Origin of the sequence: Curtobacterium sp. BH-2-1-1 (assembly GCF_001806325.1) — a bacterium.
Classification (GTDB): Bacteria; Actinomycetota; Actinomycetes; order Actinomycetales; family Microbacteriaceae; genus Curtobacterium.
The window spans coordinates 3388122-3414841 of record NZ_CP017580.1 but is presented as its reverse complement, the minus strand read 5'-3'; the positions used below and the strand labels follow the sequence as shown (position 1 = coordinate 3414841).

The following is a 26720-nucleotide window of genomic DNA, read 5'->3' as shown; positions in this document are numbered from 1 at the left end:
CCAGATGCCGTCCGGTTCTGTGGGAGGGAACCGATGAGAGGACCCGCACCATGCCCCGCGACCAGTACGAGCCAGCCGACCCGCGCACCCGCTACCCCGACGTCCAGCCGGAGCCGCAGACGCAAGCCGAGCCGGGCCTCCAGAGCCGCATGCGGCCGGTACCGGACCTCGGTGAGGAGACCTACCGGGGAACCGGCCGGCTCGCCGGTCGGAAGGCGCTGATCACCGGCGCGGACTCCGGTATCGGTGGCGCCGTCGCCATCGCGTTCGCACGCGAGGGTGCCGACGTCGCGCTCGCGTACCTCCCGGAGGAGCAGTCCGACGCGGACCACGTCATCGAGCAGATCCGCGCCGCGGGCCGGACCGCCGTCGCGGTACCAGGTGACCTGCGCGACCGGTCGTACGCGACCACGCTGGTGGAGCAGGCCGTCGCGGGACTCGGCGGCCTCGACGCGCTCGTGAGCGTGGCCGGCAAGCAGCGCTGGCAGCCCGAGGTCGAGGACCTCACCGACGAGCAGTTCGAGGCGACGTTCGACGTCAACGTGTTCGGGCTGTTCCGCCTGGTCCGCGCTGCACTCCCCCACCTGCAGCCGGGGTCGACGATCACCACGACGGCGTCGATGGAGGCGTACGCGCCCGCTCCGGACCGGCTCGACTACGCGGCGTCGAAGGGCGCGATCAACAACCTCTCGAAGGGGCTGTCGCAGGCACTCGTCGAGCGTGGGATCCGGGTGAACATCGTGGCTCCCGGACCCACCTGGACCGTCCTGCAGCCGAGCGGCGGCGTCGATCCGGAGTCGCTGCCCGAGTTCGGGTCGAGCGAGTCGCCGATGGGCCGCGCCGCGCAGCCGGCCGAGCTCGCGCCCGCCTACGTGTTCCTCGCCTCGCACGAGTCGAGCTACGTCGCCGGCGAGACCCTCAACGTGAACGGCGGCATGGTGACGCCCTGACCGGGCACGGCCCACGGGCTGCACGCACCCGGGAATGGAACGCGCGTCCCGGGTGTCTCATCCACCACCGAACGCGAAGGAGCACACCATGAGCCACGACCTCCACGAGAGCACGGCCGTCGACGTCCAGCGGAGCTGCACGCCGGCGACGACGGTCTCCGTCCTGCACGACGAGCGCAAGCCGTCGTTCGGGCGCTGGCTGGGCCAGATCAACCGGCAGGACTGACCGCCGGAGCGACGCCTGCGGCCGGGACCGCGGGCGTCGCCGCTGCGGCCGCAGGTGCGGGGGCGGGGGCGGCGCCCGGGAGGCCGAGTTCGCGGATTCGCCGCGCCGGCACCCCCGCGTAGACCCCGTGGGAGGTGAGCCGCCCCCGGACGACCGCCCCGGCCGCGATCACCACGTCGTCCTCGATGACCGTCCCGGGCAGCACGACGGCACGCCCACCGATCCAGACCCGCTCGCCGATGTCGACCGACCGGCCCGAGGCGGTCTCGCTCCACGCCCCGTCGTCGCCGATCTCGTGGTGGCTCGTCATCACGAGCACCTGCATCCCGATCGCGGTGTGGTCGCCGATCCGGACCGGCGCGACGGCCTCGACCGTGACGTTCCGGTTGAAGTACACGCCCCGGCCGACCACGAGGTTCTTCGGGTCCCCCGTCAGTGAGAACAGCGGACCGGGGCTCGACGCGAGGTCGGCGCCCGCGGCGGACGCGATCAACCGGCGTACCGCACGCGGCAGGAACGGCGACCCGAGCAGCAGCGTGAACAGCGTGTACTCGCGGGCGTGGACGACGTCGTCGCGCAGCCGTGAGCCGAACGTGGACGGAGATGCGGTGCGTGCGGACATGCCGCCTCCAGGTCTCGCAGGGGGACGTGTGCGTCCTCGCACACAGCCGGAACGGTAGGTCGGCTCGAGCACGGTCGACAACGCGGGGACCGGGGCGTTGCGCGATTCTTGCGGTGTCCGTTGCCGGGATCCCGCACTGCTACCGTGCTCGCATGTCCTGGGGCCGACGGTACTTCGCGGTCCAGTCGGTCGCGGGGGCCCTCTGGTGGATCGCGGTGTGCACCCTCCCCGGGGTCCGGTCGGCGACCCTCGGCTCGCTCGACCCCGTCGTCGTCGCGGTGTTCGACGTCCCGCTCTTCGTCGTGGCATCGGCGCTCGCGGCGGCCGGCAGTCGCGCCGCCGCGGTGGTCACGACCGGGTGGACCGCGCTGGTCATGGCCGCCCTGGCCGTCTGGGCCACCGCGACGACCGAGGCCGGTGCCGGTGTGCTCGTGATGATCGGCGCGACCGTCGGGTCCGCCCTCGCCCTGGCGCTCGTCGTGCTCGGCCGGGTCCCGACCGAGTGGCTGACGACCGGCCCGCTGCGGTTCCGCACCGCCGACCCCGACGCGGGTCGCCGCCGCCACGTCCTCGGCACCGTCCTGCAGATCACCGTCTTCTGGGGGCTCTTCCTCGGGGTCCTGCCGCTCGTCATCGCCGCCGCCGAGCACCGCTGGCGGCTCCACCCGACGCTGCCCGACGGCGTCGTGACCACCGCTGTCGTCACCGGAGCCGTCGCACTCGTCGCCGCAAGTGCGCTCGGCATCGCGTCCGCAGCGGCGATGTCGACGCAGGGCGCCGGGACCCCGCTGCCGTCCGCGATGCCGAACCGGCTCGTGATCGCCGGTCCGTACCGATCGGTGCGCAACCCGATGGCGCTCGCCGGGATCGCCCAGGGCGTCGCCGTCGGGCTCCTGCTCACCTCGTGGATGGTCGTCGTGTACGCGCTCGCCGGGTCGATCGTCTGGAACTGCGTCGTCCGCCCGCTCGAAGAGGCCGACCTCGACCACCGGTTCGGCGACGACTTCCGGCGCTACGCCGCACGCGTCCGGTGCTGGGTCCCCCGGTGGCCGGTCCCGGCGAGCGCCCCGGCGGACGCGATCAGCCCGCCGCGCCGCTGATGTTGACGAGCCAGGTCACGCCGAAGCGGTCGGTGACCATGCCGAACGTGTCGCCCCACGGGGCCTTCGTGAGGGGTTCGATGATCGTCTTCGCCCCGTCGGCGAGCCCGTTCCAGTAGCGCGTGAGGGCTGCTTCGTCGTCACCGCTCAGGGACACCGAGATGTTGCTGACGTCGGGGCCCTCCATGCCGGTCGGTGCGTCGGAGGCCATGAGCAGCAGACCGTTCTCGCCCTCGAGCTGGCCGTGCATGACCTTGTCGGCGTCGGCGGGGTCCTGTGCCATCCCGGCCTCGCCGAAGGTGTTGACGGTGAGTTCGCCGCCGAAGACGCCGTGGTAGAAGTCGAGCGCGTCACGGGCCTGGTCGCGGAGGCCGATGTACGGGTTGAGTCGGACGGTCATGGTGGACTCCTCGCGGATGGTGCACGGGCGCCGTCGTCCGTGTCGCGTCGATCGTCCCAGACCGTCGGCGCGTGCGGAAGCCCGTGGGCGGGTCGTGCAGGATGGGGCGGTGGACAGCGACGACGCGTACGACGAGCACCTCACCGCCGAGATGCCGTGGACCGAGGTGGTCCGGACACTCGAGGGCCTCGGGTGGACGCCGTGCGGCACCGGGGACTGGGCGTGCGCGTTCCGTTCCCCCTCCGGTCGGCTCGCGGCGCGGGTCAGCCCGTTCGACCCCGCCGGGCCGTACTCGGCGATGCTCTACCGTGTGGCGGCGCACACCCGTCAGGTCCCCGTGCTGGTCGACCACCGCGTGCTCGAGGGCGGGTCCGACCTCACGGTGATGGAGTACCTCGCGCCGGTGTCCGCGGCCGAGGGGGCGGCCTTCCACCGGTCGATCGGTGCCCGTGAGCCGGACGTGGCGGCGCTCGCCGAGCACATCGACGCCGTGCACGCGCGTGGCGCCCGGGAGCAGCCGTGGTGGGGTCCGCTCGACGACAACCCGGCGAACGTGATGCGCGGCTCGGACGGCCGGCTGGTCGTCGCCGACCTGTTCGCGCTGTACGCCACGGTGCGGGACGACCCCGACCGGGTCGTGCGGGACTACCCGGAGCACCTGCGTCGGCACATGACGGAGTTGCCGCTGGCGAGTTCCGGCGGGTGGGCGGCCGGCGACGCGGAGCGGATGCGCCGGGCACTGGCGGCGGCGGATCGACGACGGTCGGGATGACCTCCGGACGGTCCCCTCACACCACCCGCACCGGTCGGTCCCCGCGCACCACCAGCACCCGAGCACCCGAGCACCCAGCCGCCTCGGCCTAGCATCGTGAGGATGCCCGACCCCCGCCCCGACGAGTTCATCCGCGTCCGCGGCGCCCGCGAGCACAACCTGCAGGACGTGGACGTCGACATCCCCCGCGACCGCATCATCGCCTTCACCGGCGTCTCCGGCTCCGGCAAGTCGAGCCTCGCGTTCGGCACCGTGTTCGCCGAGGCGCAGCGCCGGTTCCTCGAGTCCGTCGCCCCGTACGCCCGGCGGCTCATCGCGCAGGGGTCCACCCCGCACGTGGAGTCGATCTCGGGACTCCCCCCGGCCGTCGCCCTGCAGCAGCGCCGCGGTGCCCCGAGTGCCCGCTCCACCGTGGGCACGCTGACGACCCTGTCGAACTCGATGCGCATGCTCTTCTCCCGCGCCGGCACCTACCCGCCGGGAGCCGACCGGCTCGAGTCCGACTCGTTCTCGCCGAACACCGCCGCCGGGGCCTGTCCCCGCTGCCACGGACTCGGCACCGCGCACGAGGTCACCGAGGCGTCCGCGGTCCACGACGACTCGCTCAGCATCCGCGACGGCGCGATCACCGCGTGGCCCGGTGCCTGGCAGGGCAAGAACCTCCGCGACGTGACGGCGGTGCTCGGCTACGACATCGACCGGCCGTGGCGGGACCTCCCCCGCGCCGACCGCGACTGGCTGCTCTTCACCGAGGAGCAGCCGGTGGTCGAGGTGCACCCGAAGCGCGACCGGGTCGCCAAGCCCTACCGCGGTCGGTTCTGGAGCGCCCGGCAGTTCGTGCTGCACACCCTCGCGGACTCCCAGAGCGAGACCCAGCGCACCAAGGCCCTGCAGTACGTCGAGTCCGGACCGTGCGGCCTGTGCGGCGGCACCGGGCTCACCCGGGCGGCCCTCGCCGTGACGGTCGGCGGGCACAGCATCGCCGACCTCAACGCGCTGCCGATCACGGCGCTCGCCGACGCGCTCCGGCCGATCGCCGCGATCACGGACGCCTCGGCGGCGACCTCCCGTGCGTCCTCGGGCGAGCACACCGAGGTGGCCGTCGCGATCGCGGGCGACCTCGTCACGCGCCTCGACGTCCTCCTCGGCCTCGGGCTCGGGTACCTCGCGCTCGACCGGTCGACGCCGACGCTCTCCCCCGGTGAGACGCAGCGGCTCCGGATCGCGACGCAGCTCCGCTCCGGGTTGTTCGGTGTCGTGTACGTCCTCGACGAGCCGAGCGCCGGCCTGCACCCCGCCGACGCCGAGTCCCTCGTGCAGGTGCTCGACGACCTGCGCGCCGGCGGCAACAGCGTCTTCGTGGTCGAGCACGACATGAGCATCGTCCGCCGCGCCGACTGGATCGTCGACGTCGGGCCGGGCGCGGGCTCCGGTGGCGGCACCGTCCTGTACAGCGGTCCCGTCGACGGCCTCCAGCACGTCGAGGGGTCGGTGACGCGGCGGTTCCTCCACCCGGCCGGCCCACCTGCCGTGCGCACACCGCGGGAGCCGGTCGCCACCCTGGCGCTCCACGACGTGACGCTGCACAACCTGCACGGTCTCGACGTCGACGTCCCGCTCGGGGTCCTCACCGCGGTCACGGGGGTGAGCGGCTCCGGGAAGTCCTCGCTCGTCGGTGGCGTCCTGGCCACCGAGGGCGCCTCGCACCCGCTCGTGACCCGGGTCGTCCAGGTCGACCAGAAGCCGATCGGCCGCACGCCCCGGTCGAACCTCGCCACCTACACGGGCCTGTTCGACGCCGTCCGCCAGGCCTTCGCCGCCACCGATGCCGCACGGGAGCGCGGCTGGGGCGCCGGACGGTTCTCGTTCAACGTCGCGGGCGGCCGGTGCGAGGTGTGCCAGGGCGAGGGGTCCGTCTCCGTCGAGCTGCTCTTCCTGCCCGGCAGCTGGGCGCCGTGCCCGGAGTGCCACGGTGCCCGGTACAACGCCGAGACGCTCGAGGTCCGGTGGGACGGCGCGAGCATCGCCGACGTGCTCGGCATGACCGTCGACGAGGCGGCACCGTTCCTCGCCGGCCTCCCGGCCGCGGCGCGCGGGCTCGAGACGCTGCGCCAGGTCGGTCTCGGCTACCTCCGACTCGGCCAGCCCGCCCCGGAGCTGTCCGGCGGCGAAGCGCAGCGCATCAAGCTCGCCACCGAACTGCAGCGCGCCCGGTCCGGCCACACGCTCTACCTGCTCGACGAGCCGACCACCGGCCTCCACCCGGCCGACGTCGAGCTGCTGTCCGAGCAGCTGTCGCGGCTCACGGACGCCGGCAACACGGTCGTGGTCGTCGAGCACAGCATGGACGTCGTCGCGGCGGCCGACCACGTCATCGACATGGGTCCCGCCGGCGGGGACGCGGGCGGGCAGGTGGTCGCCGCCGGCACGCCGGCCGCGGTCGCGGCGTCCGCCACGAGTCGGACCGCTCCCTACCTGCGCGCGCAGCTGGGGCGGTGAACGCGACCGGGTGACGGCCTGGAGGCGCGGTGCGGGCCCGAACCGTGCCTCCAGTCCGACCCGGTGTGGGCCGAGAGCCGCAGCGCTCGCTGAGTGGCCATCAGCTTTTCATCCCTCCGGAGGATGCACCCACTGGGCGACCGGAGCATGCTGAGCGGTGTGTGGGGAGTCCGGTCGTCCGCGACCGCGGTCGTGGGGGCCGCGGTCGCGACGCGCCGGACCGTTGCTCGGTAGTGTGCGCGGTGTGAGCATCTCGCTGGAGAACGTCGGCATCGCCGTCCGCGACCTCGACGAGGCGATCGTCTTCTTCACGGACCTCGGGCTCGAGGTCGTCGGTCGCGACGAGGTGCGCGGAGACTGGGCCGACACCGCGGTGGGACTCGACGGCAACCACGCGCGGATCGCGATGCTGCAGACGCCCGACGGGCACGGCCGGCTCGAGTTCTTCGAGTACCTGCACCCGACGGCGATCGAGACCGAGCCGACGCTGCCGAACGAGATCGGGATGCACCGCGTCGCGTTCGCCGTCGAGGACATCGACGCAGCCCTCGCGGTGGTCGCGCGACACGGGTACGGACCCCTGCGCGGGGTTGCGGACTACCAGGGCGTGTACCGACTGGCGTACGTGCGCGGGCCGAGCGGGATCATCGTGATGCTCGCGCAGGACCTGCGGGTGACGGCGGGCTGACCCGGGAGGTGCAGCCGGGCGCCGGTCACGACCCCGACAGCCCCACCGCGACGCGCACGGCACGCAACCCCTCCGGCGTACCCGGCCAGTGCCGGTCCAATGCCGCCGCACCGGCCCGCCGCGTGACGAACCGGAACACGAGTGCGACGACGATCGCGTCGTCGAGGTACCCGATCACCGGCACGAAGTCAGGCACGAGGTCGATCGGCAGCAGCAGGTACCCGAGGAGTGCGACCAGGGCGATGCGCACCCCCCCGCGGCACCGTCGGGTCGGCGACGAGCCGCCGGACCAGCCGGACGACGTCGGGCACGAGCCGGAGCGCCTCGACCAGCCGGAGGCCGTCGCCCGATCGACGTGCGGCGACCACCAGGGCGATCACCACGACGCCCCACACGATGACGAACCCGCCCACGATCGCGACGACGACCGACCACCACTCCATGTCCCGAGCATGGCGGACGCGGTGTCGCGGGAGCTGAGTGAACGGACAGGTCGCGCTGCGAAGGCGGTGTCGAGCCGAAACGGTGCCGCCCGCCCCGGTACTGTTCCCGTTCGTGAGTGTTCGTCGTCGCGCGTCCCGTGTCGTCTCGATCGGGGTCGTCGCAGCCCTCGCCGCGTCGTTGACCGGCTGCGGGGAGGGGTCCGGGGTCGACAGCGACTACGCGAAGATCTGCCGCGACAACTCGACGCAGAAGCGCCTGCCGGACGACGACTGCAACAACCACGGCGGGCACGCCGGCTGGTACTACCTCCCGCTCAGCGGCAGCCGCGCGACGAAGGTCCCGGCCGTCGGCGACGCTGTGTCGGGCGGCACCGCCAGCCTCCCGTCGGGCAAGACCGCGGAGTCGGGCATCTCGTCCCGCGGCAGCTCGGTGACGAAGGGCGGCTTCGGCGGGTCCGGCGAGCACGGCGGGTTCGGCGGCTGATGGAGCGCGTCGAGTTCACCGAGCGCCCGGACTGGCAGCGACGGATCCAGCAGACCGGCCTCATCTACTCACGGTCGGTGCGCGAGGACGGCACCGCGGTCGAGTACTGGAACGACGGCGCGGCGTACGTGTTCACGCTGCCCGAGATCGAGGCGCTCGAACGGCAGACCGAGGAGCTGCACCGCATGTGCCTCGAGGCCGCCCGGTACCTCGCCTCCGGCGAACTCGGCACCCTCGGGCTCACCCGCGAGGGCTTCGACCTCGCCGCGTGGTCGCTCGAGCAGGGCGAACCGGACGTGTACGCCCGCTTCGACCTGGCGTACGCGGGCGACGGCTCCCCCGCGAAGATGCTCGAGTACAACGGCGACACCCCCACGGGGCTCATCGAGGCCTCGGTGACGCAGTGGCACTGGCTGCAGGACCGCATCGCCGACGGGACGTTGCCCGCCGACACCGATCAGTGGAACGGCATCCACGAGGCGATGGTCGCCCGCTGGCGCACCTTGCTCCACGCATCGCTCCGCGCCGAGGAGGGCGGTCGGCTCTTCGTCGCCCACTCCGACCTCGATACCGCCGGCGAGGACTGGAACACCGTCGCGTACATGCGGGACCTCGCCGGCGAGGCCGGGTGGGAGCACACCGGCATCGAGATGAAGGACATCGGGTGGCACGCGGTCGCCCGGCAGTTCGTGGGCAGCGCCGAGCCCGTCGGCTCGTCGCGGAGCGTCTTCACGCTGCCCGGCGACGAGGACGGCACGCAGTACCCGGTCATCCGGAACCTGTTCAAGCTCTACCCGTGGGAGGACCTCGTCTCCGGGGACGACCGCGCCGAGGGCGACCAGGAGTTCGGCGCGTTCCTCGTCAGCGACCGCGGCCGCCTCGGCCGGTGGTACGAGCCCGCGTGGAAGATGTTCCTGTCGAACAAGCTGCTGCTGGTCGCGCTCTGGCGGCTGTTCCCGGGCCACGAGAACCTGCTGCCGGCGTTCGCCGACGGCCCGAACGGCATGACGGACTTCGTCGTGAAGCCGGTGTTCGGGCGCGAGGGCGACGGCATCGCCGTGCACCGCGCGGACGGCTCGGTGACGACGAACGGCTCGGAGTACCGCCGCGCCGGCACCGGCGGCGAACGGGTGTGGCAGCAGTACCACGAGCTGCCGGACTTCCCCGGGTCACGCGGCCACAACCACCCGGTCCTCGGCTCCTGGGTGGTGGACGGCGAGTCGTACGGCGTCGGCATCCGCGAGTCCGACGGCCCCATCACCGACTACTGGTGCCGCTTCGCGCCGAACGTGATCACCGCGTCCTGAACGACGGGGCCGCGCGTCCTGCCACGATGGACGGCATGACCTATACCGCCAGCAGCGACCGCTACGACACGATGCCCTACCGCCGTACCGGGAACTCCGGCCTCGACCTGCCGCTGCTCTCGCTCGGCTACTGGCACAACTTCGGCGACGACGTCGCCTTCGAGACGCAGCGTGCCGTGAGTCGCCGTGCCTTCGACCTCGGCATCACCCACCACGACCTCGCGAACAACTACGGGCCGCCCTACGGTGCCGCCGAGATCAACTTCGGGCGCCTCATGCGTGAGGACTTCCGGCCGTACCGCGACGAGATGATCGTGTCGACGAAGGCCGGCTGGGACATGTGGCCCGGTCCCTACGGCCAGGGCGGCGGCTCCCGCAAGTACGTCCTCGCCTCCCTCGACCAGTCGCTGCAGCGCACGGGCCTCGACTACGTGGATGTCTTCTACTCGCACCGCCTCGACGCGTCCACCCCGCTCGAGGAGACGATGGGCGCCCTGCACACCGCGGTCCAGCAGGGCAAGGCGCTCTACGTCGGCATCTCGTCGTACGACGCGGAGCGCAGCCGCCAGGCCGCCGCGATCCTGCGCGACCTCGGCACGCCCCTGCTCATCCACCAGCCCTCGTACTCGATGCTGAACCGCTGGATCGAGACCGAGGGGCTGCTCGACGCCGCGAGCGAACTCGGCTTCGGCGTCATCGGCTTCACCGCGCTCGCGCAGGGGCTCCTGACCGGCAAGTACCTCGACGGCGTCCCGGAGGACTCCCGCGCCGCCGCCGGCAAGTCCCTCGACGCGTCGAGCATCACACCGGAGGTGGTCGCCCACCTCCGTGCCCTGAACGACGTCGCCGCCGCACGCGGCCAGTCCCTCGCGCAGCTCGCGCTGGCCTGGGCGCTCCGCGACGAGCGGGTCACGTCGCTCGTCATCGGCGCCTCGCGCGTGTCCCAGGTCGAGGACAACGTCGCCGCCCTGGCGAACACGTCCTTCACCGACGAGGAGCTCCGCACCATCGACGAGCACTCCGTCGGGATCGCGGACGTCGACCTGTGGGCCGGCGCGCGCGCCGGTCAGGTCTCCTGAGCGGGAACCGTCACCAGGTGGCGGACGGGAGGCGCGGTGCGGGGCCGCGCCGCGCCTCCCGTCCCGCAGGCGGTCGCGTCTGCATTCCGGAAGGCTGGCTGCTCACGTCACCCGGGTCCCGGTTGCAGCCCGTGGCTGCCGTCGGGCAGTCTCGATGCGTGAAGATCCTCCGCAGCCAGTTGACGCCCGAAGAGCGGATCCGTGACGACCGTCGTGGGGTCCGGGTCGGCTGGGCCGGGGTTTGGTTCGGTGCGGGCATGTGCTGGCTGATCGGAGCGGTCATGGCGTGGCTCACGCTCGCCGCGCTGCTGGACGGACACCCGGAGGATGCGCCGTGGATCCCGGGAACCATGTTCTGGGTGCTGTCGATCGTCGCGGTGTTCGTGATCCTCGGGCTCCGGCGGATGCTCCGCGACCTGCGCGATGCAACGGCGACCTTGATCGAGCACATGCGTCAGGACGATGAGCGGGCTCGCTCGGCGGACGGGCGCTGACGGGAGGCTCTCGGGCGCACCGCCTCGTGCGGATCACCGCCAAGTGTGATCAGTCAGATGGTCGATCCCGTCTCTGACCACGATGCTGTGCTCGGGAGGCGCAATGGATCTGCTGGCTTGGCTCACTGGGAAGAGCGCCGGGAACGTCATCACACTGCTCAGTGTGCTCGTCGCCTTCCTCGCCGCGATGCCCACTCTGTTCGGGTTCCAGGAGCGTTCACGCTTGACCCAGTTGGAGCGGATCGACCGCGTCATCCGTGGCAGTGACGCGCTTCCGCAGCACGTGGCGATGATGCGCATCATGCGCGCTCGACTGGTCGAGCGAGTGACGCGTCGCTACGTGCGGCGGATCGATCTGTGGGCGTTGTTCAACGTGTTCTCGGTGATCACCGCGACCCTGTTCGTGCTCTTGATCATCGCAGGACTGGTCAATGCCCCGGACGTCGTGGTGAACGCGATCGGCGGCGCTGTTGCCATCGGATGGGCCGGACTCATCCTCACGGGGTTGATCACATCAATAGTGTGGCTCGTCCGGAAGATCCGGTACTGGTGGAGCCTCCTCGACTGAACGAGCGGCACGAGCGGACTCGCACCGGGCTTGCGGTCACGTAAGGACCCGCTTCGATCGACGAGCGTCATCGATTGCACTTCCTGTTCCGCACGGCGTAGATTCGCACCCGTGACCACCATCTCCGAGTACGCGGCGCAGCACGGCATCTCGCCGCGCCGCGCTCGCGCGCTCGCGCAGCAGGGCCGCCTCCCGGCTCGACGGGTCGGACGCGCGTGGGTCCTCGACGAGGGCGTCGCCACGACGCCGGCCGTCAGCACCCGACCGATGAGCGAGCGCACGCGGCGCCTGTTCCTCCGTGCACTGAGCGACCAGACCGTCCGTGAGGTGACCGGGTCCGACCGCCGACGCATAGCCGCGTACCTCGGCCGACTCCGCGCCTCCGACCGACCGGCAGCGCTCATCCGTGCGTGGTTCCGCGGAGCGGACCTCCCGACGGGCTTCACGCTCGGAGAACTCCTGGTCCGGGCGGCACTGGAACACCAGGACGACGTCGTCGCCGAGCGTCTCGCTCGACCACAGCGGCGGTACCTCAACTCGCCCGAGCGCCTGGCGCGGGTCGTCGCCGACGAACGGGCGATCCACGGCCTCAGCCGCGCACAACTGGCCGACCGTGCCGGCACGACACCCGGTGACGTCGCCGCCGTCGAGGCCGGACGACCGGTCGACACCATGCTCACCGTCCTCCGGGTCGTGAACGCGCTCGACGTGCGCCCCCTGGCGTTGCCCACCGGAGCCGTCCGGGACTCCGCGTGAACCGGGTGCTCCACGCCTGGCTCGAAGGGCAGTACGTCGGCGAGTTCGCCGTCGACGGGAGCGGCCGGATCACGCTCCGCTACGACGATGCCGCCCCGGACACACCCGTGTCGCTGTCCCTGCCCCGGGACGGCAGGATCTCCGACCGGGCACCGGGCCGGTTCCTCGACAACCTCCTGCCCGATCGGCCCGAAGCCCGCGACTGGATGCGCCGCGTCACTGGAGCCCGCTCGACGAGCACGTTCGACCTCCTCGAAGAGGTCGGCGGCGACGTCGCCGGCGGGCTGGTGCTCCTCCCCGCACCGGAGTTGCCGCAGCCGACGGCCACCGCGCTGCTGCTGGCCGACGACGACGCGATCGCGTTCCGGATCAGCAGCCTGCACGACGATCCGGATCGCTGGTGGGAGCGGAGCGACCCGGCCCGGTTCTCTCTCGCCGGTACGCAGCCGAAGTTCGCGCTCGCGAACGTCGCCGGTACCTGGTTCTGGCCGAACGCGTCGGTCCCGTCGACGCACATCATCAAGCCGGCGTTCTCCGCCAACCGGGGAGCCGAGCAGGCAGAGGTCGCGGCCGAGCGCCTGGCAGCGGACATCGGCATCGTCGCCCCGCGAGCCGACGTGCTCGACGTGGTCGGCGAGCAGGCGTACCTCGTTGAGCGCTTCGACCGGGCACTGCAACCGTCCGGCTTCGCCGCGCGACTCCACATGGAGGACCTCGCACAGGCACTCGCCAGGTCCGGTGCCGACAAGTACCGCATCGGAGCGAAGCCGATCCTCCAGCTCCTGCTGCAGCACGATGCGTCGGGCACGGCCGCGCACGACTTCCTCGGCAGGCCGCGTTCAACGCCGCGATCGGCAACGCTGACGCGCACGCGAAGAACTACTCGGTCCTGCTCCGACCGGCGGGGGTGGAACTCGCGCCGCTCTACGACGCCCTGCCCACGCGCCTCTGGCCCGGGTACGACGAGCAGCTCGCGATGCGCATCGGTGGCGCGCAGTACACGCAGGAGCTGACACTCGACCACTGGTCGAAGCTCGCCGATCAGTCCGGCCTGGACGTCGACCGCGCCCGCGTCGAGGTGCAACGGGTGTACGACGACGTCGCCGACCGGATCGACACCGCCTGGAACGACCTCGACGACGACCAGGCCACTCGGATGCGCGGACTCGTCGCCGAGCAGACGGCGAAGATCGCGGGTCCGCGTGCGACGCGCACCACGTCGGGAACGGTGGGCCCTGCCGGGATCGAACCGACGACATCCACGGTGTAAACGTGGCGCTCTACCAGCTGAGCTAAAGGCCCTCACGTCGAGTCTACGGCGTCGGACACCCCGCCCGATGTTCAGCCACAGGCTTACTTTCGGCGATGTGAAGTCGTATCCTTAACACGTGCACTCCGACCCCGTGATCGCGGTGATCGTCGACCTCGTCGACTCCCGCACCCTCGACGACCGCGCAGCGGCCCAGCGCGACGTCGAGCGCGCCTTCGACGGTACCCCAGCGGTCGAGGCGGTCGATCCGCTGCGCGCCACCGTCGGCGACGAGTTCCAGGTGATCTACGCCACGCTGACCGACGCACTCGTCGCGACCACGACCGCGATCCTCGCACTGCCGCCGACCGTGCAGATCCGGTTCGGGATCGGGCGCGGCACGGTGCAGACGATCGGCACGGGTGCGGTCGGTCCCCTGCAGGACGGCCCCGGGTGGTGGTCCGCACGCGACGCCATCAACGAGACACACCGGCGCGAGGACGGCCGGACCGCGTTCCTCCGGGCCTGGTACCACGACGCCGAGGACCGCCACGGACCGACGGAGCGACTGGTGAACGCCTACTTCCTGAGCCGCGACCACATCGTCGCGCGCCTGACCCCGCGTGCACGGCGGATCGCCCTCGGGCTGGTCCAGGGCCGGACCCAGGCGCAGATCGCTGCTGACGAGGGCATCACCCCGTCGGCGGTGTCCCAGTCCGTGCAGAAGTCGGGCGTCGCCGCACTGGTCGAGGGCCTGCGGGTCCTCGGGGACGGGGGCCGCTGATGCTCGCCGGGGTCCTCCTCGCCCTGATCGGGACGGCCGACGTCGTGCGCACCCGGACCGGCACCGACGCCGCACCACGCCGCGTCCTGACCGTGATCGTGGTCCTGCTGCTGTGGATCGGGATGGCCGTCGTCGCCGTGCCGGGCCTCGGCCTCCCCGTCGGGGCGGTGGCCACCGCGATCATGCTCGCCGCCCTGTGGATCGCCACGACGACGCCGGTGCGGCCGACCGACGCCCGGCCGTCGACCACGCCGCCACGGGTCTGGTGGCGCCGTTCGGGCTCGTGGCCGTCGGTCCTGCTCGCGGTCGCGCTCGCCGTGCTGCTGCTGACGGTCCCGTCCGTCGATCCCTCGGGGTTCGTCGTCGAGTGGCAGCGCGGTTCCGCGCCGGCGTTCGTCGCCGCCGTCCCGCTCGCCGCGATCGTCGGCGGCGTCGGAGCGGCGCTGTTCCTGGTCGACTCGGCCAACGTCGTCGTCGCCCAGGCCCTCCCGCCGGGGCTCTCCCCCGACACCGTCAGCCAGTCAGTCGAGGGCGGGCCGGCGTGGCGGCTGTTCGCCCGACGACCCCGTGGCGACGCCCGTACCGCTGCGGACGGCGACGGCAGCGAGGGCACGGTCCTGCTGCAGGGCGGCCGCATGATCGGCCCGATCGAGCGCCTGCTGCTCGCCGGGTTCTCGCTGGTCGGGGCCTTCCCCGTGGTCGCGGCACTGATCGCGGCCAAGGGCATCGTCCGCTTCCCGGAGATCCGCCGCGAGACGACCGGGTACCAGGCCGAGTACTTCCTCATCGGAAGCCTGGTGAGCTGGGCGATGGCGTTCGCCGCGGCCGGCATGTGCTGGTTGCTCGCACAGGGCTGAGGCTCGCGCCGCATCCCGCGCGACCCGCGTCCCCGGGCACCGCGCTCCCCCGTCGAACCACGAATCCGACACCGAACAACCGCCGGGTCCCGGTTCGATGTCGGATCCGTGGTTCGACGCCGCCAGCGCCCCGCCGACGCCACCGGCCGGATGCACAGCGGCCGCCCCGGGAGATCCCGGTCCTCGCCGGGTAGCGTCATCTGCGTGAACGGAGTCGGAGTCCTCGACGAGGCCGGCCGCCTGCGGCTGCTCGGTGCCGGTGGGACCGGTGCCGCCTTCGCCGTCGTGCTCGTCGTCCTCGTGGCGTCGTCGTGGACGGAACCGACCCCGGCGCTCCTCGTCGGCCTCGGCGTCCCGGCGGCAGCGGTGGGCATCGCGATCGCCGTCGTCCTGCAGCTCCGCTCCTGGCGCGCCGAGGGCGGGTACGACCGGAGCGTCGTCGTCCGCAACTGGGTGCTCGACGGCGAGGTGCCCCCGACCGTGCCGGCCGCCGAGTGGATCCCCCTCGTGCAGGCCCAGGCCGAGCGAGAGGTCGCCGGCTGGGGCAAGATCGTGCTCTCGACGATCTGGATCCTGATGACGTGGTCGATGCGGGACCAGCACGGGCCGGTCATCACGACGATGCTGATCCTGCTCTGGATCGGCCTCGGCCTGTGGAGCGCACTCTGGGTGATCCCCCGCGCCCGGGCCGCCAAACGACTGCTCGGCCGCGGCGTCGCCACCCCCACCTGATCCCGCCCGGCACCGTCCTGGGTACGCTCGCCGTCATGCAGAGTCGCACCCTCGGCCGTACCGGCCGCCCCGTGTCCGTCGTCGGCCTCGGCACCTGGCAGTTCGGCGGTGACTGGGGCCCGGTCTCCGACGCCGACGCGAACGCCGTCATGGACGCATCCGTCGAGTCCGGTGTCACGCTGTTCGACACCGCCGACGTGTACGGCGACGGCCGGAGCGAACAACTGATCGGCGCGTGGCGGGCGGCCAACCCCGACGTCCCGCTCACTGTCACGACGAAGATGGGCCGTCGCGCCGACCAGGTCCCGTCCAACTACGTCGCCGCGAACTTCCGCGAGTGGGTCGACCGCTCGCGCCGGAACCTGCGGCAGGACACCCTCGACCTCGTCCAGCTGCACTGCCCGCCGACCGAGGTCGTCGCCGACGACGCCGTGTACGACGCCCTCGACGCGCTCGTCGCCGACGGCTCGGTCGCTGCCTACGGCGTCAGCGTCGAGACCGCCGACCAGGCGCTCACCGCGATCGCCCGCCCCGGCGTCGCCACCGTCCAGATCATCCTCAACGCGTTCCGTCTCAAGCCGCTCGACCGCGTGCTGCCGGCGGCCCAGGAGGCGCGGGTCGGCATCCTCGCGCGCGTCCCGCTGGCATCGGGGTTGCTGTCCGGCAAGTACACGGCGGACACGTCCTTCGCTGAGGGCGACCACCGCAACTACAACCGCCACGGCGAGGCGTTCGACCAGGGCGAGACCTTCAGCGGCGTCGACTTCGAGGACGGGGTGCGCGCTGCCCAGGCCTTCGCGGCATCGCTGCCCGATGGTGTCTCGGTCCCGCAGGCGGCGCTCGCGTGGATCATCGCCCAGGACGGCGTGACCGCGGCGATCCCCGGCGCACGCAACCCGGAGCAGGCCCGGTCGAACGCCGGCGCGGGCTCGCTGCCCGAGGTCCCGGGCCTCGACGAGACCGTCCGCGAGCTGTACGACGAGTGGTTCCGCGCCGCCGTGCACGACCGGTGGTGAAGCCGGCGGCCGTCGGCGCAGCGCTCGCGGCCCTCACGGTCCTGGCGCTCATCGCGGGCGGGACGGCACCGGCGGACAGCACTGCGCGGTCCGCTCCCCCGTGGCCCGCGCCGACGGCCCTCGCCGAGCACGCGGCCGACGCCGGACTGCGCAACGTCTGGGGCGAGCGACTCGCCGAGCACGTCCACACCCACCTGACGATCCTCGACGGCGACGTCCCCGTGACGGTGCCGGCGAACGTCGGACACTCGGACACCCGACGGTTCGCCGCGCAGCTGCACACGCACGACACCTCGGGCATCCTGCACGTCGAGTCCCCCACCCGGCAGACCTTCACGCTCGGGCAGTTCTTCGACGAGTGGGGCGTCTCGCTCGGCCCCGCGCACGTCGGTGGGCTCCGAGGGGAGCTGACGGTGTGGGTCGACGGCCGCAGGTTCATCGGCGACCCGCGCTCCATCGCGCTGACGAACCGCCGCGAGGTCGTGCTCGACGTCACGACGATCGGCGAGGTCCCGCACCTGCCGCCGCCCTTCGACTGGCCGCCGCAGTACCGCTGACCCGGGTCAGGCCTCCGTCGGGGCGGTCCACGCCAGGTCGAGGTCCCACTCGTCCACCGAACCGGCCGGCAGCTGCCACACGTACTCGTTCTTGAGCTTGCGGCCGTCCTCGCGGAAGGGTCCGGTGCGGTACGGGTAGAACGCCACGGTCGGCAGCGTGCCCGGCGGCGCCGTCCGGATCGCGTTCGAGAAGTCTTTGTTCAACCGCCGCAGCTCGGCGACCACCGCGCCTCGAGCACCGTCGGCGTCGAACCCCGATGCGCCGGACGCGAGCTGGAACGCGATGTGCAGCTGCCGGTCACCTCGGTCGTCCTCGTAGCTGATCAGCCGGTGGTTCTCGACGGCCTCGAGCAGCGCCGGGTCGCCGTAGACCACGTCGCGCACGACGTCCGGCGCGACGACCGCCCCGTTGTAGTCGACGGACAGGTCGGACCGCCCGTAGTGGAACAGCAGCGGCAGGTCGAGCTCGGCGGCGTCGGCGAGTTCGTCGAACCCGTGCTCGCGCAGGGTCCGACGCAGCGAGCGCATCCGCACAACGTGCCCGCGGTCGTGGATGTTGTACCGGATGCGGGGGCTGATGTTCTCGGACCGGGTGATCGTCACGACGAGCTCCCCGAGCTCGTTCGTCTCGATGAGGTACCCGAACGGGTTGAACTGGAACACCATCGGCAGCACGCCGTACTCGGCCTGCTTCGTCAGCGCGGCGGAGAGCTCCGGCGACGCCGCGATCGCCCGACGCAGCTGCACGCTGAACGGCGTCTCGATGCCGAGGTTGATCTCGAGGTCGCTCGCCCCGTACGACCCGAGCACGGCCTGCGCGTACTGCTCGATGTGCGCGCGCATGTTCTCGCTGATGCCCTCGCCGCCGAACGCCGCGACGATCGTGTACTCGCTCCAGTCGAGCCGGTCGTCCTCGAACAGTGCCTTCAGGAACGGCGGGTAGCTGCAGATGATGTACGTGAAGTCGGTGCCGAACTCGCGCATCGTCTGCACGATCTTGTCGCGGTCCGGCCCGATCGACTTGATCATCGACGACTCGGTGAGCGACGCCGTCACGTTCATGCCCGTGGCCCAGGCGCCGAGCGAGAACGCGTTGAGCACGAACGGCTGCTTCGGCAGGTCCTTCGCGGTCCGCGAGAACCCGAGCTGCAGCAGCTGCCGGGTCGCCTGCCGTTCGTCGGGGCCGCGCACCCAGCTCGTCGGCGTGCCGCTCGACCCGCTCGACTCGTCGACGACGACACCGCGCCGGGGCAGCCGACCGTCGACGCAGCGCTCCGGGATGCTCCACCGCTTGACGTACGACTCCTTGTCCATCTCGGGCAGCCCCGAGATCGCTGCGGCGATCCCGCCGCGTGTGTCCAGACGGGAGGCACGCCCCGCCTCCGCCAGGAACGCCCCGTAGGCGGGCACCCGCTTCGCAGCCCGCTCGGCCGTCCGCCACGCACGCCAGCGTCCGAGGGTCCAGCGGAGCGGCTCGATGCCCGGCGTGAGCAGGAGCTTGTGGGTGCCGACGCGCGGCATGAACAGCGCCACGACCGTCTCGACGACCCAGACCACCGAGAACACCGCCGCGCGCTTCACCGGGCACCCCCGATCGTCATCGCCGCCGCGGGTCGGCGGTGCGCCAGCGGTGGCGGGGCGCTGTGGCCGAAGCGGAAGAGCATCCACGCCATCCGACCGTCGGACTCGTCGACGCCGGCGCGCTCGACGAACGCGGCGTGCGACCGGGGGTTCGTGATCACGGTGCCGAACGGGTGCAGGGCGACACCCCGTGCCGTGAGGTCGAGCCAGATCCGCATGAAGGTGCGTCCGGCCTCGACGTAGTCCGCCGGCGACGAGAACGGTCCCTCGAGCCACCCGAGCTGCCGGACGCCGCGCATCGTCGACAGGTACACGCGCTTGAAGACCCCGCCGACGCCGGGTGCCTCCCAGAGCCCGCGGTGCTCCATCGCGAACCGCAGCACCGGTCCGGGCATGAGCATCGTCTCCGCCGACAGCCCGTCACCGGACTCCGCCGCCTGCCGCTTCGAGAACCGCAGCCAGTGCAGGATCTCGTCGTGCACGGCGTCGTGCTGCAGGTCGTCGAACAGGGTCTCCTGGTTGACCCGGACGATCTCGTCGACGGTGGCCAGGTCGGCGGTGGTGCGGAAGCGCTGGCCGGCCGCCGACGCGATGGCGGCCGAAGCCCGGATCGCGGACTCGTCCACCAGGGTCGCGTCGTAGGGCCTGCGCGAGGTGCGCCGTGCGAGGAAGCGGGCCAGTGCCTCCCGGTCGTCCGCCGTGGCGGCGCGCGGACGCAACGCGACCGTGCCCAGTCGGTGCAGGTGGTCGTCGGCCGCGCCGGAACCGACGCCGGCGTCCAGCCGCCCGAAGTCCATCTCGGCGTGGTCCAGCCGTTCCTGCACGGTGAACCCGTGCGCCCGGGCGACCACGTCGAGCCCGGCCAGGAACACCCCGGCGCAGACGTGGCCGAACGGGATGCCGAACGACTCGGCCGGCAGCCCCCTGCGCAGGTCGTAGAACACGGTCGCGGTGCGGTCGTCCTCGACGCGCACGACGATCGGTTGCGAGTTGTGCGGCGACGGGTAGTGCCGCGCGTCCTCGATGATGCCCGTCCACGGTGATGCCATCGGTTCCCCCTCGGTGGTCTCTGCCGTCGATCATACGAACGCCCGGTGACGCCCATGCCGTCCGGGGAATGCAGTGCTCCCCGAGCCCGCGTACGCTCGGCCCATGGCCACGATCCGGACCGGCACCGACCTCGCCGCGGTCGAGGACGTGATCGCCGGGATCACCGCGCACGGCGAGCGCTACCTCGCCCGGGTCTTCACCCGGCAGGAGCGCGCCGACGCCGGGGACGACCCGGAGCGCCTCGCAGCCCGCTTCGCCGGCAAGGAGGCCGTGCTGAAACTGCTCCGGCCGGAGCGTTCGGACGCCGTCCCGCTGACCGACGTCGCCGTCGTGCTCGACACCGTCGGCGCCCCCGTCGTCGAGCTGACCGGTCGTGCGGCGGAGCTCGCCGAGGCGATCGGCTGCACGTCGATCGCGGTCTCGTTGTCCCACGAACGGGGACTGGCGATCGCCACCGCCGTCGCCCTCTCCGAGCGCTGACGCAGCCCCCTGGGTCGCTCCCTGTCAGGGCACTCAGGTCCGGCGCGGCGCGTGCGGTTTCACGCACCCGCACGGCGGCTTTCCGGGCCGCCGTCCTCCTTATCGTTGCCAGCATGCACCAGGACCCGACCTCCGCAGCGACCGCCGTCGCACTCGTCGCCCCGACGACCGAACTGGCCGTCCGGCGAGCCCTCGTCGACCACGGACGGCTCGTCGTCGACGCCATGGACGTGGCGTCGATCGCCGACCTCTACGCCCTCGGGCTGACCTCGCACGCGACCGTGAACGTGATGCTCGCGGTCGAGAACGAACTCGACGTGGAGTTCCCCGACGCCGCGCTGCACCGGTCGACCTTCGCCACCATCGAGTCCATCGCCACGGCAGCGGAGACGGCGGCGTGATCACCGAGGAGCGTCCGGCGAGCGCCGGGACGACCGTCTCCGCCGTCGACCGGTTCGCCGAGCGCACCGCCCTCGTGGTCGACATCGCCGCCCGGTACGCCGACGAGGTCGACCGTGACGCCCGTCCCCCGCGCGAAGCGATCGCCGCGATGAAGGAGCACGGTCTCCTCGCCGCGGCGGTCCCGGTCGAGCACGGCGGTGAAGGGGCGACCCTCGCCGAGCTCTCCGTCATCGCGACCGAACTCGGACGTGCGTGCGCCGCGACGGCGATGGTGTTCGCGATGCACCACGGCCAGGCCATGGCGCTCTGGCGGCACGGCGGCGTGGCCCTCGGCGTCACCGCGATGATCGAGGCCGTGCGGGGAGGCGCCCTCGTCGCGTCGTCCACCACCGAGCGCGGCATCGGCGGCGACGCCCGTCGGAGCACCTGCGCGATCGAGCCCGACCAGGCCGGACGCATCCGGCTCCGCAAGGACGCCCCGGTCATCTCGTACGCGACCGAGGCCGACGCGATCCTCGTCACCGCCCGGCGCGACCTCGACGCGCCGGCGTCCGACCAGCGGCTCGTCATCGCGCTGCCGGCGGAGACCACGCTCACGCAGACCTCGACCTGGGATACGCTCGGGCTCCGCGGCACGTGCAGCAACGGCTGGCTGCTCGACACCGAGACCCACGAGGACCGCGTCCTCCGCGACGACTACGCGACGATCTCCGCCCGCACCGTCCTCCCCGTGTCGCACGTGCTCTGGGCGTCGGTGTGGCTCGGCATCGCGGCGGACGCTGCGGACCGTGCCCGTCGAGCCGTCCGCAAGCAGGCGCGTGCCGCCGTCGGCCAGACCCCTCCTGGAGCCCTCCGGCTCGCCGAGCTCCTGGTCGACCTGCAGACCATGGCCGACGCCGTCCGGCACGCCGCGGCCCGGTTCGACCAGGTGGCCGACGACCCCGAGGTGCTCGAGTCGACGGCGTACGCGCTGGCCGCGAACGCGCTGAAGATCGGCTCCTCCGAGCGGGTCACCGACCTCGTCACCCAGGCGCTGCGGATCGTCGGCATCGCCGGGTTCGCCGCCACCGGGGAGCTCAGCATCGCCCGGCACCTCCGAGACGCGCACGGTGCCGCCGTGATGGTGAGCAACGACCGTCTCCTGCAGAACGACGCCGCACTGGCACTCATGACCGGAGCCATCCTGTGACCATCACCGAACCGACGACCACGACGCCGTCCGCACCCGCGTCCGACCTCGACGCCGCCCGCGCCGCGCTGCGTGCAGGGCTGCTCGCCGACGGCGTGCTCATCGACCTCGGGTCGCCGGGGCTCTACGGCCGCACGGGCGTGTTCGAGCGCGTGTACACGGCGGTCGACACCGCGGCCGTGGCCAGCCAGCGGGACCTCGACGCCGAGGTCCTGCGCTTCCCGCCCGTGGAGCCGCTCGCGGCGTTCGAGCGCACCGACTACATCGCGTCCTTCCCGGACCTCGCCGCGTCGATCTCCGGCTTCACCGGTGACGACCGCACGCACCGTGCCCTGCTCGCCGCCCGCGAGCGCGGGGAGCGGTGGGAGGGCTTCCTCGAGCCGGCCGACCTGATGCTGACCCCGGCGGTCTGCCACCCGGTCTACGGGCTCGTCGGGGACCGCGTCCCGCAGGACGGCCGCACCTTCGACATCGTCGGCGACTCGTTCCGGCGCGAGCCCTCGCTCGACCCGATGCGGCTGCAGGCGTTCCACATGCACGAGTTCGTGCACATCGGCACGCCCGGCTCGGCCCAGCACCACCGTGACGACCGCATCCCGGTCATGCGCGCGCTGCTCGAGTCGTTCGGCCTCGAGATCGACGTCGTCCCCGCGAACGACCCGTTCTTCGGACGGGTCGGGCAGATGCTCGCCCGGAACCAGGTCGAGCAGGCGCTCAAGTTCGAGTTCGTCACGCCCGTCTACGGCCCGGAGCACCCGGCGACCGCGATCGGCTCGGCGAACCTGCACGAGGACCACTTCGGCACGTCGTTCGGCATCCGCACCGCCGACGGCGAGGTCGCGCACAGCGCCTGCGTCGCGTTCGGCCTGGAGCGCATCACGATCGCCCTCTTCGCCGCCCACGGCACCGACCCCGACGCGTGGCCGGCTCCGGTCCGCGCGGCCCTGGCCCTGTGAGCACCCACCACGGCTGGACGGGTCGCCCGGCCCTCCGCGTCGCCGTGCAGCTCCCCGTCGCGGCGCGCGCTGGCGTCGTGATCTGTCCGCCGCTCGGGCAGGAGGGCGTCATCGCGTACCGGACCCTCCGCCTGCTGGCGGACCGACTGGAGGCGCGTGGCGTGGCCTCGGTGCGGTACGACCCGTCCGGACGTGGGGACTCCGCACCCGACGGCGATCCCGACGCGCAGGTCCGGTCGGCACGTCGCGCCGCAGCGGTGCTGCGTGACGCCGGGGTCGAGCGGATCGCGTACGTCGGCCTGGCCTCCGCCGCGCCGATCGCCGCCGCCGCGGCCTCCGACACGGACGGCCTGGTCCTCTGGGACGCGCCCGCCTCCGGCCGCGCCTGGCTGCGGAAGCAGCGAGCACTGGCGACGATCACGATCGGCGCCGACCGCGTGGTCGACGGCGTCGAGAGCCTCGTCGGCATGGACGTCGACCCCACCGAAGCGGCGGCCCTCGGCGCGCTCACCTACCGGGCGCGCACCGGCCCGACCATCGCCCTCGTGCGCCCGGGCAGCAGCGCCCCCGCAGCGCTCGGCGACGTGTCGACGACCGAGGTCACCGGGAGCGCCGAGCTCCTCGACGGCACGAGCATGGTCGCCCGGATCCCGGGTTCCGCCGTCGACACCGTCGTGGCGTGGACGGACGCGTGGGCGCCGACGGTGGCCCTGCCGGTCCTGCCGCCGGCACTCGACGAGGTCCTCGACGTGGACGCCCGCACGTCGGAGCGCATGGTCCGGATGGGCCCGGAACGGCTCTTCGCCATCGAGACCGTCGCCTCCGGCCAGCACGAGGACGCCCCGGTCGTCGTGCTGCACAACGGCGCCGCCGAGCACCACGTCGGCGCGTCCGACTACCAGGTCGCCCTCGCACGGACCCTCGCCCGCGACGGTGCCCGGGTGGTCCGGGTCGACCGCAGCGGCACCGGTGAGAGCTCCGCGGTCCACGAGGACGAGCGGTCCGCGATGTTCGCGCAGGAGTGGATCGACGACCAGCAGGCGGTGGTCGATTCCCTCGCCGTGGACTCCCGACGGCTCGTGCTCGTGGGCATGTGCGCCGGCGCGTGGCTCGCGGGGCGCTCTGCGGACGCCGCACCGCGCATGGTCCTCGAGATCAGCCCGAACGACTACCGCCGCCAGCCGGCCGCGGTGGGCGCGTACGCCGATGCCCTCCGCGCGATCGACGAACCGTCGCCACTGAGGCTGGTGCTCCGTCGCTGGTGGAACGCCGTCGTACCCGAGTGGGTGCGCGACCGGGTCGCCCGTCGCGACCGGGTCGGCGGGGTCGTCGGACACGTCCGTCCGCTCGTCGAGCACGGCACCGACGTCGTGCTCATCGCGTCGCCCGTGGACGTCGAGCTGTTCGAGCGCCTCGGTGGTCCGCGTGCCCTCCGGCGGTGGGGCACCCGGGGCCGGACCGGCAGGGTGGAACTCGTGCGGGTGCCGGACGGCGACCACTCGCTGTTCTCCCCGGTGATGCGGCAGGCCGTGCTCACCGAGGTGCGGTCACGCGTCGCGGCGACGTTCCCCGTGCACGCCTGACCGGCGAGCGAACCCGTCGATGGCGCGCTGCGCGATCGCGACCTCGGTGGGCCCGCCGTGTCCCTCGTCCTCGACGACCTCGAGGCGGCTGCCCGGCCACGCCCGGTGCAGCAGCCATGGCGTGATGACCGGCCCGCTGACGTCACGCCGCCCGTGCACGAGCACGCCGGGGATCCCGGCGAGCTCGCCGGCGCGCCGGAGGACCTCGTCCGGACCGAGGAAGCAGTCGTTCGCCCAGTAGTGGGTGACCAGGGTGGCGAAGTTGCGCCGGTCCCGGGGATCGGCGTGCAGCTGCCCCGGGCGCCACGCCGGGTCGAGCGAGACGTGGGTCGACTCCCACGTGTCCCAGCTGTCGGTTGCGGCGTCCCGGACGGCGGGGTCGGACGAACGCAGCAGTCGGGCGTGGTGCTCGACCGGCCGCACGCCCGCCGGGACGTCGGCGGTGAACCGCGCCCAGGCCTCCGGGAACACCGACCCGACCCCCTCGGTGATCCAGTCGACCTCGCGACGGGAACCGGTGGTCACCGCGACGAGCACGACCTCGGTGACGCGCTCGGGGTGCTCGAGGGCGTAGGCGAGCGCGAGGGTGCTGCCCCACGAGACACCGTGCAGCAGCCAGCGCTCGACGCTGAGGTGTCGCCGCAGCGCCTCGACGTCCTCGATCAGGGCCGCCGTCGTGTTGCGGTCGAGCGATCCGAGGTCGTCGATCGCCCACGGGGTGCTCCGCCCGCACCCGCGCTGGTCGAGCCCGATGATCCGGTACACCTCGGGGTCGAACCGCTGTCGGTAGCCCCCGGCGCCGAGACCGGATCCCGGGCCGCCGTGCAGGTACAGCGCCGGGCGGCCGGTCGGGTTGCCGGACTCCTCCCAGTGGATCCGGGCGCCGTCGGGACGGTCGAGCCAGCCGTGGTCGTGGGGGTCGATGGGCGGGTGCACCCCCGGAGCCTACGACGGACGTGCGGACCGGACGAGGTCGAGCGTGCGCGCCACCGCGGTCGGGTGCTCGACGTGGGCGAAGTGTCCGCAGTCGTCGAGCAGCACCGTCCGGACGTCGGGCAGCAGGCCCCGGAGCGCCGCGAGGTCGGACACCCGGGCGAACACGTCGTCCCGCCCGGCGATCGCCGTGACCGGGCACGTCACGCCGCGCCAGCGGTCCAGGTCGTAGGCGGCCGCGGCACGAGCGGCTCCGGTGAAGCCGGCCGGACGGAGCTCGTCGACGAACGCCTCGAGCACGCTCGGGTCGAGCCGGCGCACGTGCGAGAAGACGGGAGCGGCGAGGACTGGCAGGAGGCCGATCGCCCGGAGTCCGCGCAGGAGCGGCCGTGCCGTCTCCCCGGTGATCGCGAGGCCCGCCCGCAGCAGCGTGAACGCGGGGAGCGTCAGGAGCCCGCGCACGGGGTGCCGGGACGCTCCGGCGGTCGCCACGGTCGTGCCGGAGACGAGCGCGACGGAGCGCACGCGTCCGGGTGCCACGACGGCCAGGTGCATGCCGACGAAGGCGCCCATCGAGTGGCCGACGACGTCGACGTCCGGGACCGCGAGGGCGTCGAGCACCGTGGTCAGCACCGACGCCGCCCGGTCGACCCCGAGCGGCTCGACCGGTACCGGTGACGCGCCCCAGCCCGGCAGGTCGACGAGCACGAGGCCGCGGTCGTCGATGCCGTCCGCCGCCGACAGGAGCGGGGTCCACGTGGTCCACGACCCGGCGACACCGTGCAGCAGGAGCAGCGCGGCGGGACCGGGTCGGTGGTGCACGACGACCGGGCCGACGTCCGTCGGGACGACGGTGCGTTGCAGGCCCCACCGGTCGGCGTCGGCGGTGACCGGGAACGGCGCGTACGGCTCGGCGGTGACCACCCGCGCGGGTGGGCGGTCGTCGACGGCGTGCACCGTGCC

The 26720-nt window shown here is 72.7% G+C and carries 30 protein-coding genes, 1 tRNA gene and 1 pseudogene; 24 read left to right on the top strand and 8 right to left on the bottom strand.

The window, feature by feature from the left end; genetic code table 11:
* Positions 1-50 precede the first annotated feature (50 nt).
* Together BJK06_RS16185 and BJK06_RS18735 are read left to right on the top strand one after the other, a co-directional pair.
* Positions 51-950 carry an SDR family oxidoreductase gene (locus tag BJK06_RS16185; protein WP_070418743.1) on the top strand — a complete coding sequence of 300 codons (900 nt, stop codon included), beginning with the start codon at positions 51-53 and terminating at the stop codon, positions 948-950.
* Between the two features lie 88 nt (positions 951-1038).
* Positions 1039-1176: a hypothetical protein gene (locus BJK06_RS18735; protein ID WP_156794898.1), complete on the top strand. Its 138-nt coding sequence runs from the start codon at positions 1039-1041 to the stop codon at positions 1174-1176.
* On the opposite strand, the gene BJK06_RS16180 is transcribed toward BJK06_RS18735, so the two are convergent.
* Positions 1160-1798: a DapH/DapD/GlmU-related protein gene (locus BJK06_RS16180; protein WP_070418742.1), complete on the bottom strand. Its 639-nt coding sequence runs from the start codon at positions 1796-1798 to the stop codon at positions 1160-1162. The two genes, BJK06_RS18735 and BJK06_RS16180, sit on opposite strands and share 17 nt — an antisense overlap.
* 152 nt (positions 1799-1950) lie before the next feature.
* Here BJK06_RS16180 and BJK06_RS16175 point away from each other — a divergent pair, with 152 nt between their 5' ends.
* The gene (locus tag BJK06_RS16175) at positions 1951-2898 is read left to right on the top strand and encodes an isoprenylcysteine carboxylmethyltransferase family protein (protein WP_070418741.1); all 948 of its coding nucleotides are present in this window, start codon (positions 1951-1953) and stop codon (positions 2896-2898) included.
* Here the strand turns inward: BJK06_RS16175 and BJK06_RS16170 are convergent.
* Complete coding sequence (locus tag BJK06_RS16170; RefSeq protein WP_070418740.1) at positions 2879-3298, bottom strand: VOC family protein; 420 nt, start codon at positions 3296-3298, stop codon at positions 2879-2881. The genes BJK06_RS16175 and BJK06_RS16170 overlap by 20 nt on opposite strands.
* Positions 3299-3407: 109 nt before the next feature.
* Here BJK06_RS16170 and BJK06_RS16165 point away from each other — a divergent pair, with 109 nt between their 5' ends.
* The 3 genes from BJK06_RS16165 (at position 3408) to BJK06_RS16155 (ending at position 7257) form a co-directional block, all read left to right on the top strand.
* Complete coding sequence (locus tag BJK06_RS16165) at positions 3408-4070, top strand: hypothetical protein (RefSeq protein WP_070418739.1); 663 nt, start codon at positions 3408-3410, stop codon at positions 4068-4070.
* A 102-nt stretch (positions 4071-4172) separates the two neighbouring features.
* Positions 4173-6569 carry an excinuclease ABC subunit UvrA gene (locus tag BJK06_RS16160; protein WP_070418738.1) on the top strand — a complete coding sequence of 799 codons (2397 nt, stop codon included), beginning with the start codon at positions 4173-4175 and terminating at the stop codon, positions 6567-6569.
* Positions 6570-6813: 244 nt separating this feature from the next.
* Positions 6814-7257, top strand: a complete 444-nt coding sequence (locus tag BJK06_RS16155) for a VOC family protein (RefSeq protein WP_070419560.1) — start codon at positions 6814-6816, stop codon at positions 7255-7257.
* A 25-nt stretch (positions 7258-7282) separates the two neighbouring features.
* Here the strand turns inward: BJK06_RS16155 and BJK06_RS19195 are convergent, their stop codons facing one another.
* Entirely contained in the window at positions 7283-7507 is a 225-nt protein-coding gene (locus tag BJK06_RS19195) for a DUF1232 domain-containing protein (RefSeq protein ID WP_156794897.1), read from the bottom strand.
* A 305-nt stretch (positions 7508-7812) separates the two neighbouring features.
* Between BJK06_RS19195 and BJK06_RS16145 the strand changes: the two genes are divergently transcribed.
* The 8 genes and pseudogenes from BJK06_RS16145 to BJK06_RS19190 all read left to right on the top strand — a co-directional run bounded on the left by BJK06_RS16145 (position 7813) and on the right by BJK06_RS19190 (position 13658).
* Entirely contained in the window at positions 7813-8184 is a 372-nt protein-coding gene (locus tag BJK06_RS16145) for a tRNA-dihydrouridine synthase (protein WP_254789616.1), read from the top strand.
* A complete protein-coding gene (locus BJK06_RS16140) occupies positions 8184-9491 on the top strand; it encodes a glutathionylspermidine synthase family protein (protein WP_070418737.1) in 1308 nt (435 codons plus the stop codon). The genes BJK06_RS16145 and BJK06_RS16140 overlap by 1 nt, the downstream gene beginning before the upstream one ends.
* Positions 9492-9526: 35 nt before the next feature.
* Positions 9527-10570 (top strand): L-glyceraldehyde 3-phosphate reductase, encoded by a 1044-nt coding sequence (gene mgrA / locus BJK06_RS16135; RefSeq protein ID WP_070419558.1) that lies wholly within the window; start codon positions 9527-9529, stop codon positions 10568-10570.
* A 131-nt stretch (positions 10571-10701) separates the two neighbouring features.
* A complete protein-coding gene (locus BJK06_RS16130) occupies positions 10702-11064 on the top strand; it encodes a hypothetical protein (RefSeq protein ID WP_156794896.1) in 363 nt (120 codons plus the stop codon).
* Between the two features lie 103 nt (positions 11065-11167).
* Positions 11168-11632 carry a hypothetical protein gene (locus tag BJK06_RS16125; protein ID WP_070418735.1) on the top strand — a complete coding sequence of 155 codons (465 nt, stop codon included), beginning with the start codon at positions 11168-11170 and terminating at the stop codon, positions 11630-11632.
* A gap of 111 nt (positions 11633-11743) precedes the next feature.
* Positions 11744-12388: a helix-turn-helix transcriptional regulator gene (locus tag BJK06_RS16120; RefSeq protein WP_070418734.1), complete on the top strand. Its 645-nt coding sequence runs from the start codon at positions 11744-11746 to the stop codon at positions 12386-12388.
* Positions 12385-13131 (top strand): annotated as a pseudogene (locus BJK06_RS16115) (HipA domain-containing protein); the annotation flags it as partial. The gene BJK06_RS16120 and the pseudogene BJK06_RS16115, both read left to right, overlap by 4 nt.
* 107 nt (positions 13132-13238) lie before the next feature.
* On the top strand, positions 13239-13658 hold the full coding sequence (locus BJK06_RS19190; RefSeq protein WP_083295465.1) for a HipA domain-containing protein: 420 nt from the start codon (positions 13239-13241) through the stop codon (positions 13656-13658).
* Here the strand turns inward: BJK06_RS19190 and BJK06_RS16110 are convergent.
* Positions 13618-13690, bottom strand: a tRNA-Val gene (locus BJK06_RS16110). The genes BJK06_RS19190 and BJK06_RS16110 overlap by 41 nt on opposite strands.
* A gap of 86 nt (positions 13691-13776) precedes the next feature.
* Between BJK06_RS16110 and BJK06_RS16105 the strand changes: the two genes are divergently transcribed.
* The 5 genes from BJK06_RS16105 (at position 13777) to BJK06_RS16085 (ending at position 17583) form a co-directional block, all read left to right on the top strand.
* Positions 13777-14421, top strand: coding sequence for a SatD family protein (locus tag BJK06_RS16105; protein ID WP_070418732.1), 645 nt, complete (start codon positions 13777-13779; stop codon positions 14419-14421).
* Positions 14421-15278 carry a hypothetical protein gene (locus tag BJK06_RS16100; RefSeq protein WP_070418731.1) on the top strand — a complete coding sequence of 286 codons (858 nt, stop codon included), beginning with the start codon at positions 14421-14423 and terminating at the stop codon, positions 15276-15278. The genes BJK06_RS16105 and BJK06_RS16100 overlap by 1 nt, the downstream gene beginning before the upstream one ends.
* A 204-nt stretch (positions 15279-15482) precedes the next feature.
* Positions 15483-16010 carry a hypothetical protein gene (locus tag BJK06_RS16095; RefSeq protein WP_070418730.1) on the top strand — a complete coding sequence of 176 codons (528 nt, stop codon included), beginning with the start codon at positions 15483-15485 and terminating at the stop codon, positions 16008-16010.
* A 35-nt stretch (positions 16011-16045) separates the two neighbouring features.
* Entirely contained in the window at positions 16046-17026 is a 981-nt protein-coding gene (locus BJK06_RS16090; protein WP_070418729.1) for an aldo/keto reductase, read from the top strand.
* Entirely contained in the window at positions 17023-17583 is a 561-nt protein-coding gene (locus BJK06_RS16085) for a hypothetical protein (RefSeq protein WP_156794894.1), read from the top strand. Before BJK06_RS16090 ends, BJK06_RS16085 begins: the two co-directional genes overlap by 4 nt.
* A gap of 6 nt (positions 17584-17589) precedes the next feature.
* Here BJK06_RS16085 and BJK06_RS16080 read toward each other — a convergent pair whose 3' ends face one another.
* Positions 17590-19164 (bottom strand): phenylacetate--CoA ligase family protein, encoded by a 1575-nt coding sequence (locus BJK06_RS16080; protein ID WP_258027653.1) that lies wholly within the window; start codon positions 19162-19164, stop codon positions 17590-17592.
* A complete protein-coding gene (locus tag BJK06_RS16075) occupies positions 19161-20213 on the bottom strand; it encodes a hypothetical protein (protein WP_070418727.1) in 1053 nt (350 codons plus the stop codon). The genes BJK06_RS16080 and BJK06_RS16075 overlap by 4 nt, the downstream gene beginning before the upstream one ends.
* A gap of 103 nt (positions 20214-20316) precedes the next feature.
* Between BJK06_RS16075 and BJK06_RS16070 the strand changes: the two genes are divergently transcribed.
* From BJK06_RS16070 to BJK06_RS16050, 5 genes are all read left to right on the top strand, one after another.
* A complete protein-coding gene (locus BJK06_RS16070; protein ID WP_070418726.1) occupies positions 20317-20694 on the top strand; it encodes a holo-ACP synthase in 378 nt (125 codons plus the stop codon).
* Positions 20695-20807: 113 nt separating this feature from the next.
* On the top strand, positions 20808-21095 hold the full coding sequence (locus BJK06_RS16065; protein ID WP_070418725.1) for an acyl carrier protein: 288 nt from the start codon (positions 20808-20810) through the stop codon (positions 21093-21095).
* On the top strand, positions 21092-22285 hold the full coding sequence (locus BJK06_RS16060) for an acyl-CoA dehydrogenase family protein (protein WP_156794893.1): 1194 nt from the start codon (positions 21092-21094) through the stop codon (positions 22283-22285). Before BJK06_RS16065 ends, BJK06_RS16060 begins: the two co-directional genes overlap by 4 nt.
* The gene (locus BJK06_RS16055; protein WP_219810644.1) at positions 22282-23241 is read left to right on the top strand and encodes an amino acid--[acyl-carrier-protein] ligase; all 960 of its coding nucleotides are present in this window, start codon (positions 22282-22284) and stop codon (positions 23239-23241) included. The genes BJK06_RS16060 and BJK06_RS16055 overlap by 4 nt, the downstream gene beginning before the upstream one ends.
* A complete protein-coding gene (locus tag BJK06_RS16050; protein WP_156794892.1) occupies positions 23238-24824 on the top strand; it encodes an alpha/beta fold hydrolase in 1587 nt (528 codons plus the stop codon). The genes BJK06_RS16055 and BJK06_RS16050 overlap by 4 nt, the downstream gene beginning before the upstream one ends.
* On the opposite strand, the gene pip is transcribed toward BJK06_RS16050, so the two are convergent.
* On the bottom strand, positions 24789-25760 hold the full coding sequence (pip, locus tag BJK06_RS16045; protein WP_070418723.1) for a prolyl aminopeptidase: 972 nt from the start codon (positions 25758-25760) through the stop codon (positions 24789-24791). The two genes, BJK06_RS16050 and pip, sit on opposite strands and share 36 nt — an antisense overlap.
* A 9-nt stretch (positions 25761-25769) precedes the next feature.
* Positions 25770-26714 (bottom strand): alpha/beta fold hydrolase, encoded by a 945-nt coding sequence (locus BJK06_RS16040; protein ID WP_181015107.1) that lies wholly within the window; start codon positions 26712-26714, stop codon positions 25770-25772.
* Positions 26715-26720: the final 6 nt, after the last annotated feature.

What these genes read in the sequence shown, in the direction of transcription:
- BJK06_RS16185 (WP_070418743.1), top strand. Translation starts at nt 51, where the DNA reads ATGCCCCGCGACCAGTACGAGCCAGCCGACCCGCGCACCCGCTACCCC.
- BJK06_RS18735 (WP_156794898.1), top strand. Translation starts at nt 1,039, where the DNA reads ATGAGCCACGACCTCCACGAGAGCACGGCCGTCGACGTCCAGCGGAGC.
- BJK06_RS16180 (WP_070418742.1), bottom strand. Translation starts at nt 1,798, where the DNA reads ATGTCCGCACGCACCGCATCTCCGTCCACGTTCGGCTCACGGCTGCGC.
- BJK06_RS16175 (WP_070418741.1), top strand. Translation starts at nt 1,951, where the DNA reads ATGTCCTGGGGCCGACGGTACTTCGCGGTCCAGTCGGTCGCGGGGGCC.
- BJK06_RS16170 (WP_070418740.1), bottom strand. Translation starts at nt 3,298, where the DNA reads ATGACCGTCCGACTCAACCCGTACATCGGCCTCCGCGACCAGGCCCGT.
- BJK06_RS16160 (WP_070418738.1), top strand. Translation starts at nt 4,173, where the DNA reads ATGCCCGACCCCCGCCCCGACGAGTTCATCCGCGTCCGCGGCGCCCGC.
- BJK06_RS16140 (WP_070418737.1), top strand. Translation starts at nt 8,184, where the DNA reads ATGGAGCGCGTCGAGTTCACCGAGCGCCCGGACTGGCAGCGACGGATC.
- mgrA (WP_070419558.1), top strand. Translation starts at nt 9,527, where the DNA reads ATGACCTATACCGCCAGCAGCGACCGCTACGACACGATGCCCTACCGC.
- BJK06_RS16125 (WP_070418735.1), top strand. Translation starts at nt 11,168, where the DNA reads ATGGATCTGCTGGCTTGGCTCACTGGGAAGAGCGCCGGGAACGTCATC.
- BJK06_RS16100 (WP_070418731.1), top strand. Translation starts at nt 14,421, where the DNA reads ATGCTCGCCGGGGTCCTCCTCGCCCTGATCGGGACGGCCGACGTCGTG.
- BJK06_RS16090 (WP_070418729.1), top strand. Translation starts at nt 16,046, where the DNA reads ATGCAGAGTCGCACCCTCGGCCGTACCGGCCGCCCCGTGTCCGTCGTC.
- BJK06_RS16075 (WP_070418727.1), bottom strand. Translation starts at nt 20,213, where the DNA reads ATGGCATCACCGTGGACGGGCATCATCGAGGACGCGCGGCACTACCCG.
- BJK06_RS16070 (WP_070418726.1), top strand. Translation starts at nt 20,317, where the DNA reads ATGGCCACGATCCGGACCGGCACCGACCTCGCCGCGGTCGAGGACGTG.
- BJK06_RS16065 (WP_070418725.1), top strand. Translation starts at nt 20,808, where the DNA reads ATGCACCAGGACCCGACCTCCGCAGCGACCGCCGTCGCACTCGTCGCC.